This window comes from Ruegeria sp. ANG10, assembly GCF_040705255.1.
GTDB lineage: Bacteria > Pseudomonadota > Alphaproteobacteria > Rhodobacterales > Rhodobacteraceae > Ruegeria.
Window position 1 is genome coordinate 129,721 of the sequence record NZ_JBFCVU010000004.1, and the last position, 12,042, is coordinate 141,762.

A 12,042-nucleotide genomic window follows, 5' to 3' on the forward strand; every position below is an offset into this window, starting at 1 on the left:
TACAGGGCAAGTCAACCTTGAGCCTGGCGTAATCATTCCCCATATAGAGACCAACCGCGATTTCGGAGTAACACCATGCAAACCCGCAACAAGATTCTCGATGATGTTTCCCAACTCATGACCAATGCCATGGGCGTGGCGCAGGGCGCGCGGGAAGAAGCTGAGAATGCGATGAAGTCGATGATCGACCGCTGGCTGGCCGACCGCGATTTCGTCACACGCGAAGAGTTCGACGCCGTTCGCGCGATGGCCCAAAAAGCGCGTGAAGAAAACGCAGCGCTCGAAGCCCGCATTGCCGCGCTTGAGGCAAAGCTGGACAAGTAACGTCCCAGTAATCTGATTTTTGGCTAAAGCTATCCGCCGCGCAATCCAGACTTGGGTTGTGCAGTGTTGTGCATCATGCCGCCTTGCAGAGTTTAATCAAGACAAAGCTACAATTCGTGCCAATATTTTGATAGCCGTTGCCGACTGTCCACAACTTATTGCTGTTATCCCCAACAAATAGGGTTGCCAGAACCCATCTCGCATCGCACCATATTTAGTACAGGCAGACGGGGTTGGCCCCGGCTTGTAGAGTAAGCAACTAGCAATGGGGCGCTGCCAGCCCCTTAAAGGCTAGAGATTAGTGAGGTGGCATTATGGCCCTTTCCGAGCAGTTTCTCGAAGAAGACCTTCATCCGATCGATATAGTTGAACATATTGCTGAACATCACGACTGGGACTTTGACCGGATCGGGGATGATCAGATTGCCATGGCCGTCGAAGGGCAGTGGCGCACATACTCGATCACGTTGGCCTGGTCGAACTATGACGAAACCCTGCGCATGGTGTGCTCGTTCGAGATGGAGCCACCGTCGGATCGCGAAGCCAAGCTGTATGAACTGCTGAACAAGATGAATGATCAGTGTTGGGCCGGGGCATTTACGTACTGGGCCAATCAAAAGCTGATGGTCTATCGCTATGGTCTGGTTCTGGCCGGTGGTCAGATGGCCAGCCCGGATCAGATCGACACGATGATCACCGCCGCGGTGCTGAGCGCCGAGCGCTATTATCCGGCGATCCAGTTGGTCACATGGGGCAATCGTACCCCCGAGGATGCGATGCAAGTCGCCATTGCAGAGGCCTACGGCCGCGCGTAAAGCTTTGCCCCGAACCGAATGAGGAGAGGGGCAATCATGGACATGTCACGGGTCGCCGAGCAGGGGCTGGTTCTTCTGGGATGCGGCAAGATGGGATCGGCCATGCTCGCCGGATGGTTAGAGCATGGCCTTCCTGCGTCAGCAGTCTGGGTGATTGATCCGAACCCCTCGGACTGGCTAAAGGCGCAGGGCGTCAACATCAACACTCCGCTGCCCGAGGCCCCCGCCGTGGTACTGGTGGCCGTCAAGCCGCAGATGATGGGCGAGGCCCTGCCTGCGATCAAAGCGCTGGGCGGAGGTAACAGCCTGTTTGTCTCGATCGCGGCGGGGACGTCGATTGCCACGTTCGAGGCCGTTCTGGGCAAAGACACCCCGATCGTGCGCGCCATGCCGAACACGCCAGCCGCAATCCGGCAGGGAATCACGGCGCTTATCGGCAATGCGAAGGCTTCGGACGCCGATGTGGCATTGGCCGAAAACCTGCTGTCTGCCATCGGCGAGACCGTTCGGCTGGAAGAAGAAGAGCAAATGGACGCCGTCACCGGCCTCAGCGGTTCAGGCCCGGCCTATGTCTTTCACCTGATTGAAACGCTCGCCGCCGCTGGTCAGGCACAGGGCTTGCCACATGAACTGGCGATGAAGCTGGCCAAATCCACCGTGGCCGGGGCAGGGGCATTGGCCATGGCGGCCGAAGAAGACCCCTCGCAACTGCGGGTCAACGTTACCTCTCCCAACGGTACAACCCAAGCCGCGCTTGAGGTGTTGATGCATGAGGAAGAAGGTTTCCCTGACCTGCTTCACCGTGCAGTCAAAGCTGCGACAGATCGATCCAAGGAGCTGTCCCGTGAGTGAGATTACATTCGACGAATTTCTCAAGGTCGACATCCGCGTGGGCGAGGTGATCCGGGCCGAACCTTACCCAGAGGCCCGCAAGCCTGCGATCAAGATGTGGATCGATTTTGGGGATGAGATTGGTGAGCGCAAAACCTCGGCCCAGGTCACCGCGCATTACGATCCTTCGACGCTGGTGGGCAAGCAGGTGATGGCCGTCGTGAACTTCCCCCCGCGCCAGATCGGTCGGTTCATGTCTGAAGTTCTGGTACTGGGACTGCCCGATGAAAACGGTGAAGTGGTGTTGATTGGCCCGGATGGCGAAGTTCCTATCGGCGGGCGGATGCACTAATGAAACTGTTGATTGCCCGCCCAATGACTGACGCTGTCGAGGCCCGCGCTCGCAGCGCGTTCGATGTTGAAATCCGTAGCAACACCTTGCCCATGACGTCCGAGGAAATGCTACGCGCACTAAGGGAATTCGACGTGGTCGTGCCCACATTGGGTGACCAGTTCTCGGCCCAGATTTTCGCGGATGTCCCCAATCCTCGTTGCAAGCTGCTGGCCAATTTTGGTGTCGGTTACAACCATATCGACGTCGATGCTGCCCACGCGGCTGGTGTCGCGGTAACCAACACCCCCGGTGCAGTCACCGATGCGACGGCCGATATTGCTATGACCCTCTTGCTGTCTACGGCCCGTCGTGCGGGCGAGGGCGAACGGCTGGTCCGCGCAGGTGAATGGCAAGGATGGCACCCGACACAGATGCTGGGCCACCACGTTACCGGCAAGCGCGTCGGTATCGTTGGTATGGGCCGGATAGGTCAGGCCATTGCTCGACGGTGCCATTTCGGGTTCGCGATGCAGGTGTCGTATCAGTCACGCAGCCCGAAGGATCTAGAGTTTCCTGCCGAGTACATCGCCGAGTTGTCGGCTTTGGCTGCGTCCGTCGATTTCCTCGTGATTGCCGTGCCCGGCGGTGCCGAAACCCGTCATCTGATCAACGCGCGGGTGCTAGAGGCGATAAACCCATCAGCCATTCTGATCAACATCGCCCGCGGAGAGGTCGTTGACGAGACCGCCCTGATAGCCGCCCTACAGTCCGGCCAGATCGCGGGCGCCGGGCTGGACGTGTACGAATTCGAACCCACCGTTCCGCAGGCGCTGCGTGATATGGATAACGTGACCCTGTTGCCGCATCTGGGCACAGCCACCGAAGAAGTGCGCAGCGACATGGGCCATATGGCACTGGACAACGTGGTGGCCTTTGTCGAAGGTCGGCCGCTGCCGAATCCAGTCTAAGACCCGACTGCCTCGCGCCAGTGTTTGCGGCAGAGCGAGACATAGGTCTCGTTCCCGCCGATCTGCACCTGTGCGCCTTCGGTGATGGTGGCGCCGTACTCGTCCTGACGAATCACCATTGTCGCCTTGCGCCCACATTTGCAGATGGTGCGTACCTCACGCATTTCATCGGCCAGAGCCAGCAGTGCGGCTGAGCCCGGAAACAGACGCCCCTGAAAATCCACTCGCAACCCATAAGCCAATACCGGCACGTTTAGGTCATCTACCGCACGGGCCAGTTGCCAGACCTGATCTTCCGTCAGGAACTGCGCCTCATCTATAAATACGCAAGCGATGCCGCCTTGATCCAGCCGCGCTTGGATCATGGCAAAGACGTCATCTTCGGTTGTGAACGTATCAGCGTCTGCGGAAATCCCGATCCGCGACGCAATTTTCCCGACACCTGCGCGCCCGTCCAGGGCTGCGGTCATCAGATAAGTGTCCATGCCCCGCTCACGATAGTTGTGCGAAGCTTGCAGCAACACAGTCGATTTACCCGCGTTCATGGTGGAATAATTGAAGTAGAGCTTTGCCATGCACCCGGGTCTAATTGGCAAGACTTGCCTGGGCAAGGCATCAAAACCCGTTAAGGAAGCGACGTCGCCGTTGTCATTGCAGGGACAGAGCGTACGCTCAAAGGGGATGGATCCCCCGCGCCTACAACAGCGACGCCGTCGGCCAACATGCGGCCTATACCAAACGAGGCTTAAATTGCGCCCCGCAATCACTCTTTACCGGCCGGAACGGCCGCCACTCACTCACAAAACCCCTGCATATCTGAGGGATAGCCAATGTATGACATTTCAATTATGAATCGAATATGGGAAATTTCCTGTCCCTTTCCCCCACAGTGGCAGATGTTGTGGAGGGCACAGGCAGCAAAGGTACAAACATGGCAGATATCGGGGCCTACCTGAAAAAGCACACAGAGGCGTTGGTCAAAGACGTCGGGATTGAATCCGCGTGTGAAATCACCGGTAAATCCAAGGCGACTCTGGGGCGATATTATTCAGACAACGCCGAACACGCCGACCGGTTCATGCCCGTGGACGCCGTGGCCCGGCTTGAGGCTGTGTCAAACTATCCGCATGTGACCTCGGCGCTGGCCGATCTGAAAAACATCACGTTGTCGTATGACGGTCGCAACACCGAAAGCCCGCGCACCGGTGGGGTGAATTCGGACGTGATCGCGTTGAGCCAACGGTTCGCCATGCTGATGACCGAATACCAGGCCGCCATCGAAGACGGCATCATCACCGTGAACGAGGCCAAACGCCTGCTGAAGGAAACCAGCCTGCTACAACAGGTGCTGATCGAGATGAAGCTGCATCTGGAAGAGGAAAGCGTGAGCTGACACCTTCCGCAATGACCGACCACAAGGCTTGATTTCCGTGCGCCGTGGGCGATTGATACTGCTATGTTTACCTTCCAAACCCCCCGCTTGCCCAAGCCTTTGGAGCTGGACCTCGCGGATTTGAACGGCGGCGGCTCTTGCCCCAGTCAATTTTACGGTCACACCCATGATGATCGTAAGGTCTATGTGCGTTATCGTGGTGGGCTCTTGAGCGTTCGGATTGGTGCGGGGTCCGATGAAGATGCTGTGCAGGCAGAGCCTTTGCTGGAGGTCGACATTGGCCCGACATATGACGGTTCAATCACACTGACCCAGTTTTGCAGATTGTTTGGCGTGACGGTGTGCGGAGAGATCCCGCCTGAAGCGAACCCGGAGTCTGATCTCAACACGGACCTGTCGGGCCAGACCACCTATTTGCGGGCCTATTTGGACCCCGTGACACCGCAGACGGCCGATACCATCCTGAACATTGCGAAGGATAGTTTTCCCGATGCACTTTTGGTGCAGCCCGTTGTGAACGAAAATTTCAAGCTGTATGCATGGGCCCAAGCGGTGCTCGACGGATCAAGTGACAGCTTTTGGTTGGTGGATGGAATCACCGATACGTCTCAGATCAAATCGACGCCGGAAAGGTTTATCTTGCCGGTCGACGACCAATTGCAGATTGCGCTGGGATACACGCCCTGGAAATGGCCGGGGCCACGTTACTCCGGTATGGCACTGGAACGCGCGCATCAGGAATTGGGCAGACCGTTCTTCCAGCCGGGTATCCGAGGTGTGCCGCTAGAGCATGAATTGACGATCGACAGCTTTCAGATCAGCACCGCGTTTCCGACGGCCGATGCAGGTACACGCGAACGGCTTTCTGCGCTGGGAGAGCGGTTAAAACCTGTCCTGCCAAGTACCGAGCTTGTCCAAGTCAACCTGACCACGGATCAGGTGATCGCCAAAATGACCCGCAGGCTTGATCCGGTTGTAAATGAATGGTGCCGGTCAGCGCCCAATCGTTGGCTCTCGATTCGGAAAGAAGGGCGGGATGGGGACTGGACTGGTGTTCGCCCGGCCTGACCCTTGCGTTACCCGTGCCGCTTCACAATCACAGACCCAACCGAATACCCGGCGCCGAAGGAACAGATCAGGCCGACATCTCCGTCTGTCAGGTCATCAGAGTACTTAGAAAACGCGATGATCGATCCGGCTGAGGATGTGTTGGCATAGTCCTGCAGAATATTGGGCTGTTCACCCGCTTCGGGCTCGCGGCCCAGCACCTTCTTCCCGATGAAATCATTCATCGTCTTGTTGGCCTGATGCAGCCACAGTCGTTTCAGATCACCGCTGCCAACCCCTTCGGCCCCCATGTGATCCGAGATGTGTTTGCTGACCATCGGCAGCACTTCCTTGAACACTTTGCGACCGTTCTGCATGAACTGCATGTCACGCCGGTCAATCACCCCATCAGGGCGCGAGCGGCGTAGGTAACCGTTGTTGTTGCGGATGTTATTCGAGAAGGACGTGGCGCAGCGGGTCGAGAGGATTTCGAAATGCGGCCCTGTCGCGTCTTCGATCCTTTCGATCAGAGTGGCCGTGGCCACATCGCCAAAGATAAAATGGCAATCCCTGTCGCGCCATTCCAGGTGACCCGAGCAGATTTCGGGGTTGACGACCAGCGCCGACCGGACCGAGCCCGAGCGGATCATGTCTGCCGCCGCCTGAATGCCGAACGTGGCCGAGGAGCAGGCGACATTCATGTCGAAGCCAAAGCCGTCAATGCCCAAAGCCTGCTGAATCTCGATCGCGATCGCAGGGTAGGCGCGTTCATGGTTTGACGCGGCGCAGATCACCAGGTCGACATCCTCGGCACTGCGACCCGCCTGATCCAGCGCCTTTTTGCAGGCATCCACGGCCATCTCGGTCATGATGCCGGGTTCGTCATCGCCACGTTGACGCAGCAGGGGATGCATCACGTCAGGGTCCAGCACACCGGATTTGTCCATCACATAGCGGTTCTCGATACCCGATGCCTTGAGGATGAATTCTTCGGATGAATGCTGCATCGGCTCAATCTCACCCGCTGCAATCGCGTCGGCATTCTTGGCGTTTTGCGCGTCGGCATAGGCGTTGAAGGCGGCGACAAGCTCGGCGTTGGTGATGACGTTCTCGGGCGTGAAAACACCGGTGCCGGTGATTGCGGGCGTATACATGGCGGGTCCTGAATGTTTCGAATCCGCTTAAAATGCAGTCGTTGTGGGCTTTGATCAAGATAAGGTGACCTAAGGGAATGCGGTGGAATCGGTTAAAATACTGCTTCACAACTTGAATGGTTCATAATCTGAAGTATATGACGCCACGGACACACGGAGCCCCAAATGCCAGACAACATAAGCGACAGGCTTGGCCGCCTAAGCCCTGAAATCCAGTCAATCATGGGTGTGTATGCCCTGTACTGGAAGCTGGAGGAGGCGTTCGATTGCATTGAAACGGAACTGAGCCATCCGGAATGCCACATGTTGATCAAATTGGATCAACCCAAGCGTATGGGCGTTCTGGCGGCCGACATGCTGAGTGTCCCTTCGACCATAACCGCCACGGCGGACGGTTTGGAAAAAGCTGGCTATCTGACGCGTGAACGTGACCCCGAAGACCGCCGTGCCTGGTTGCTGGTTCTGACTGAGCAGGGCGAAGAGGCCCGGAATATGCTGGTGTCCGAAGCCGGTGACCTTTTTCATCGCGCCTCAGGGCTGGATGCAAAAGAAACTGCCGAATTCGCGCGATTGGCGCGCAAAATCCGAGACAACATCCTGAAAACAGGAATTCCTGAGGGACTGACGAAATGAAACTCCTCTCTGTTCTGAGTGCGACCCTGATCGCACTGACAACGCCGGTTCTGGCACAAGAAACAAGCAAACCGGTCAAGCTGATGCAGGTGCGCGAAACCGCACCGGGCTTTTCACGCCAGTTCTTTGGGCGCGTGGCGGCAAGGCAAACCGTTGACCTGGCCTTTCAAGTATCGGGGCAGATCGTCGAGATGCCGGTGACCGAAGGCTTTGTGATCCCCAAGGGTGAGTTGATTGCGCAACTGGATCAGGCACCATTCAAGCGCCGGTATGACCGCGCTGTCTTGCAAAAGGATCAGGCGGACCGGACTGTGGCCCGTCTGTCGCGCCTGCGTGGCACCACCGCCAGCCAGGTGGCTGTGGACGATGCCGAGACCGAAGCACAACTTGCTGATATCGCTGTGCGGGATGCGGAATACGATTTGGAACATGCCACTCTGACCGCGCCATTCGACGCGCTGGTCTCCAGCCGTGCGGTCGAAGCCTTTACCACGGTGTCCGCTGGCGCGCCTATCGTGCGCATCCACGACATGTCGGAACTGCGGATCGAGGTCGATGTGCCCGAGATCCTGTTTCAGCGCTCAGGTCAGGAAGAAAGCTATACGATCACAGCGAAATTCCCGACCAGTGACGAGGTATTCCCCCTTCAGATTCGTGAGTTTGATGCCGAAAGTTCGACCGTGGGACAGACCTTTCGCATTCAGTTCGGTCTGACCCCGCCCGAGGGTTTGCAAATCCTGCCGGGCTCGTCCGTGACCGTGACTGTTCAGGTAGAGGATGGCCGGACCGGTATCGTCATTCCGGCTGCGGCCATTGTCGCAGGCGCTGATGGAGCGCTGGGCGTCATGGTGTTTTCGCCAGTCGGCGCCGACGAAGGCGCCGTTCAATACGTACCTGTCACCATCGAACCCACCCAAACGGGTGAGGTCCGAGTGCTGACCGGTCTGTCGGACGGTGACGAAATCGTTGTCGCTGGCGGCAGTGCGCTGACCGACGGTCAGGCTGTACGCCGCTTTGCTGGCTTTGCGAACTGAGGGCAAAAAGATGAACATCGCGCGCGCCTCTATCGACCGGCCGATTTATACGTGGCTGATCATCCTGATTGCCCTGTTCGGGGGTATCTGGGGTTTCCTGTCTCTGGGTCGTCTGGAAGACCCGGCCTTCACCATCAAGAACGCTGTCATAGCAACGCAATACCCGGGTGCCACAGCCGAAGAAGTGGCGCTCGAAGTATCGGAACCATTGGAATCCGCCATTCAGCAGATGGGCGAGGTTGATACGATCACCTCGGTCAACCAACCGGGTTTTTCGCTGATCGAGGTCGAGATCAAATCGACCTATGACGGCACAGAACTTCCTGAAATTTGGACCAAGCTGCGCGCCAAGGTGCGCGACGCATCGCGAGCCTTGCCGTCAGGGGTGAGCCCGCCAATGGTGAATGACGGGTTCGGTGACGTGTTCGGCCTGTTTTACGCGGTCACGGCCGAAGGGTTTTCGGACGCTGAAAAGCATGAACTGTCCACTTTTCTGCGGCGCGAATTGCTGACCGTTCCCGGTGTGGCGGATGTTGAGGTGATGGGCCTGCCGGACGAGGCGATCTTTGTCGAACCCGATCTGGCCATTTCCGTCAACCAGAATGTGCCTATCCCGTCCATCAACGAGGCCATCGCCAACGCGGACTCGGTAAATGCGTCGGGATCAGTCCGAACCGAGAATGACCGCACCACGATCCTGACGGCCGAAGGGTCGGATACAGTGTCTGCCATTGCCGGTTTGTCGCTGGGATCGCAGGGGCAGGTGATCAACCTGTTCGACATGGCGCACGTTTTCCGTGGCCGTCAAACCGACCCCGAGGTCATGATCCGGTTCAATGGGACCGAGGCGTTCACGCTGGGCATCGCGGGCCTGTCGACCGAGAATATCGTCGAAGTCGGCCAGCGTGCCGATGCCAAATTCGCCGAGTTGAACCCTCAGATTCCCTTTGGGGTCGAAATCCTGCCGATCTATCAGCAGCATGTGGTGGTCGAGCAAGCCTCGAACGACTTTCTGGTGAACCTTGCCATGTCAGTCAGCATCGTTGTGGCGGTATTGGCTATCTTCATGGGCTGGCGCGCGGCGGTGGTCGTGGGCTCGACCCTTTTGCTGACCGTAGTGGGGACACTGTTGTTCATGTCGATCTTCTCGATTGAGATGGAGCGGATTTCGCTGGGGGCCCTGATCATCGCGATGGGGATGCTGGTGGACAATGCCATCGTGGTGGCCGAGGGGATGCAGATCGCAATGCTGCGCGGTAAAAATTCCCGCGATGCGGCGGATGAGGCGGCGTCGAAAACGCAAATCCCGCTGCTGGGGGCGACGGTTATCGGCATCATGGCTTTTGCCGGTATCGGCCTCAGCCCGGATGCGACGGGTGAGTTCCTGTTCTCGTTGTTTGCGGTAATCGGTATCTCGCTGCTGCTTAGTTGGGTTCTGGCGCTGACAGTGACGCCGATGCTGGGGCACTATTTCTTCAAGCAGGGAAAAGAGGGCGCGGTGGACGCCTATGGCGGCATCATGTTCCGTGTCTACGGGGCGATCCTGCGGTGGTCCTTGCGGATGCGCTGGCTGGTGATTGCCGCGCTGGTTGGGGTGACGGTGGCCTGTTTCGCGGGCTTCGGGTTGGTGAAACAGCAATTCTTCCCCGACTCGAACACACCGCTGTTTTTCGTGCATTACAACCTGCCGCAAGGCACGCCCATCGCGCGCACGGCCGAGGATATGGCAGTCTTCGAAGACTGGTTGGCCGAGCGCGACGATGTCGTGTCTGTCACCACCTTTGTCGGGCAGGGCGCAACTCGGTTCCTGCTGACCTATTCGGCCGAAAAACCAAACCCCAGCTATGGGCACATGATCATTCGCACTGAAACGCTGGATGACATTCCGGTTTTGCAGGCGGATCTGGAAGCGTTTGGGCAGGCACAATTCCCCGAGGGCAAATTCCGCACCAAACGCCTGATCTTCGGCCCGGGCGGCGGAGACCCAATCCAGGCCCGATTCTCGGGTAGTGATCCGAAGGTGTTGCGCCAGCTGGCCGATGAGGCGGTGTTGAAAATGCGCGAGGCTTCCCCCAATGCGTTGAACGTCTATCATGACTGGCGCGAGCAGGAGCTGGCTGTGCAGCCGATCTATGCGACCGAGCGGGCGCAAACCGCAGGTGTGTCCCGTGAAGATATCGCCGCGACGTTGCAGTTTTCGACGGACGGGATCACCGCCGGAGAATTCCGCGAGCGGGATCGTCTGATCCCCATCATCATACGTCGTCCTGCGGACGGGGATTATTCGATCGTCGATCAGGTGGTGTTTTCGGAAGAATCGCAAAAGTTCGTTCCGATCGAACAAATGGTTGATGGCTTCGAATACAAGCCGCTCAACACGCTGGTGCATCGTCGTGACCGTGTGCTGACAATCACTGTCGGGGCCGATATCCCGCCCGACATGACGGCGGCACAGGTCCATTCCGAGGTACGCGCAGCGATCGAAGAAATGGACCTGCCACCGGGTTATCGCATGGAATGGGGGGGCGAGTTCGAAAACGCAGGCGAGGCCAACGAAAGCCTTGGGCGTCAGTTGCCCCTGAGCCTGCTGATTATGGTGCTGATCTCAGTGCTGATCTTCAATGCGATCCGCCAACCGGTCATCATCTGGCTGTTGGTGCCGATGTCGGTGAACGGCGTGGTGATCGGGCTGTTGGGGACGGGTCTGCCGTTCACCTTCACAGCGCTGCTGGGGCTACTGAGCCTGTCGGGGATGCTGATCAAGAACGGGATCGTTCTGGTCGAAGAGATTGATTTGGTCCGCGCCACTGGCAAGCCCCTGCGCGAGTCGATTGTCGAAGCCTCGGTCTCGCGTTTGCGCCCTGTGATGCTGGCGGCGATCACCACTATACTAGGGATGGCACCGTTGCTGACGGACGCGTTCTTCCGCTCGATGGCGGTGACGATCATGGGTGGTTTGGCCTTTGCCACGATCCTGACCATGGTCGCGGCTCCGGTGTTTTACATGGTGTTCTTTGCACGCGATGAAAAACGCGAGGCGGCACAGCTCTGATGGGTGCCGGGCGGCTGTTTCAGTCGCCCGGGTTTTTACCCGGATCGTAGTGATAGTAAAAGCAGGACAGCTTGTTACCGTCCGGGTCGCGCAGATAGGCGACATAGAAATCAGGCGCGTAATAGTCCCGAATGCCCGGTGCACCTGCGTCCGTGCCCCCATATTCCAGACCTGCCGCGTGAAATCGCCGAACTTGCGCTGCGCTGCGGGCCGGAAAGGCAATCATCGTTCCATTGCCTACGCTGGCCGCCCCGCCATCATGCGGCGTACAGACCCAAAACCCGATCCCGGCATCGGGATCAGCTCCCCAGCCTGCGCGATCCTTTGACCACCCCGGAAGGCGTGGCTGATCCAGTACAGAAAAGATCGCGTCATAGAACCGGATGGCCCGCGGCAAGTCATTGGTTCCGTATGTGGTGTAAAGGCGCATGGTTTCACCGGTTGTCAGAACAGCATC

The 12,042-nt window shown here is 58.1% G+C and carries 13 protein-coding genes; 10 read left to right on the plus strand and 3 right to left on the minus strand.

What is annotated here, in order from left to right; all coding sequences use genetic code 11:
- The first annotated feature begins 75 nt into the window (after nt 1-75).
- From AB1A64_RS10515 to AB1A64_RS10535, 5 genes are all read left to right on the plus strand, one after another.
- The gene (locus tag AB1A64_RS10515) at nt 76-324 is read left to right on the plus strand and encodes an accessory factor UbiK family protein (RefSeq protein ID WP_050604795.1); all 249 of its coding nucleotides are present in this window, start codon (nt 76-78) and stop codon (nt 322-324) included.
- Between the two features lie 314 nt (nt 325-638).
- Nucleotides 639-1,139 carry a YbjN domain-containing protein gene (locus AB1A64_RS10520; protein ID WP_366551368.1) on the plus strand — a complete coding sequence of 167 codons (501 nt, stop codon included), beginning with the start codon at nt 639-641 and terminating at the stop codon, nt 1,137-1,139.
- Nucleotides 1,140-1,175: 36 nt separating this feature from the next.
- The gene (gene proC / locus AB1A64_RS10525; protein ID WP_366551369.1) at nt 1,176-1,991 is read left to right on the plus strand and encodes a pyrroline-5-carboxylate reductase; all 816 of its coding nucleotides are present in this window, start codon (nt 1,176-1,178) and stop codon (nt 1,989-1,991) included.
- Nucleotides 1,984-2,322: a tRNA-binding protein gene (locus tag AB1A64_RS10530; protein ID WP_170395442.1), complete on the plus strand. Its 339-nt coding sequence runs from the start codon at nt 1,984-1,986 to the stop codon at nt 2,320-2,322. The genes proC and AB1A64_RS10530 overlap by 8 nt, the downstream gene beginning before the upstream one ends.
- Nucleotides 2,322-3,272, plus strand: coding sequence for a D-glycerate dehydrogenase (locus AB1A64_RS10535; RefSeq protein ID WP_366551370.1), 951 nt, complete (start codon nt 2,322-2,324; stop codon nt 3,270-3,272). Before AB1A64_RS10530 ends, AB1A64_RS10535 begins: the two co-directional genes overlap by 1 nt.
- Here AB1A64_RS10535 and AB1A64_RS10540 read toward each other — a convergent pair.
- Nucleotides 3,269-3,847 carry a thymidine kinase gene (locus tag AB1A64_RS10540; protein WP_366551371.1) on the minus strand — a complete coding sequence of 193 codons (579 nt, stop codon included), beginning with the start codon at nt 3,845-3,847 and terminating at the stop codon, nt 3,269-3,271. The genes AB1A64_RS10535 and AB1A64_RS10540 overlap by 4 nt on opposite strands.
- 356 nt (nt 3,848-4,203) lie before the next feature.
- Between AB1A64_RS10540 and AB1A64_RS10545 the strand changes: the two genes are divergently transcribed.
- Together AB1A64_RS10545 and AB1A64_RS10550 are read left to right on the plus strand one after the other, a co-directional pair.
- Nucleotides 4,204-4,665, plus strand: a complete 462-nt coding sequence (locus AB1A64_RS10545; protein ID WP_170347863.1) for a hypothetical protein — start codon at nt 4,204-4,206, stop codon at nt 4,663-4,665.
- 63 nt (nt 4,666-4,728) lie between these two features.
- On the plus strand, nt 4,729-5,733 hold the full coding sequence (locus tag AB1A64_RS10550; RefSeq protein ID WP_366551372.1) for a hypothetical protein: 1,005 nt from the start codon (nt 4,729-4,731) through the stop codon (nt 5,731-5,733).
- Nucleotides 5,734-5,741: 8 nt separating this feature from the next.
- Here AB1A64_RS10550 and AB1A64_RS10555 read toward each other — a convergent pair whose 3' ends face one another.
- On the minus strand, nt 5,742-6,866 hold the full coding sequence (locus AB1A64_RS10555) for a beta-ketoacyl-ACP synthase III (protein ID WP_366551373.1): 1,125 nt from the start codon (nt 6,864-6,866) through the stop codon (nt 5,742-5,744).
- Nucleotides 6,867-7,031: 165 nt separating this feature from the next.
- Between AB1A64_RS10555 and AB1A64_RS10560 the strand changes: the two genes are divergently transcribed.
- The 3 genes from AB1A64_RS10560 to AB1A64_RS10570 are packed head-to-tail and all read left to right on the plus strand — an operon-like array spanning nt 7,032 to nt 11,585.
- Nucleotides 7,032-7,499: a MarR family transcriptional regulator gene (locus tag AB1A64_RS10560; RefSeq protein ID WP_170347866.1), complete on the plus strand. Its 468-nt coding sequence runs from the start codon at nt 7,032-7,034 to the stop codon at nt 7,497-7,499.
- A complete protein-coding gene (locus AB1A64_RS10565; RefSeq protein WP_366551374.1) occupies nt 7,496-8,533 on the plus strand; it encodes an efflux RND transporter periplasmic adaptor subunit in 1,038 nt (345 codons plus the stop codon). Before AB1A64_RS10560 ends, AB1A64_RS10565 begins: the two co-directional genes overlap by 4 nt.
- A gap of 10 nt (nt 8,534-8,543) precedes the next feature.
- Nucleotides 8,544-11,585, plus strand: coding sequence for an efflux RND transporter permease subunit (locus AB1A64_RS10570; protein ID WP_366551375.1), 3,042 nt, complete (start codon nt 8,544-8,546; stop codon nt 11,583-11,585).
- Between the two features lie 19 nt (nt 11,586-11,604).
- On the opposite strand, the gene AB1A64_RS10575 is transcribed toward AB1A64_RS10570, so the two are convergent.
- Nucleotides 11,605-12,015 carry a VOC family protein gene (locus AB1A64_RS10575; RefSeq protein ID WP_366551376.1) on the minus strand — a complete coding sequence of 137 codons (411 nt, stop codon included), beginning with the start codon at nt 12,013-12,015 and terminating at the stop codon, nt 11,605-11,607.
- Nucleotides 12,016-12,042 lie beyond the last annotated feature (27 nt).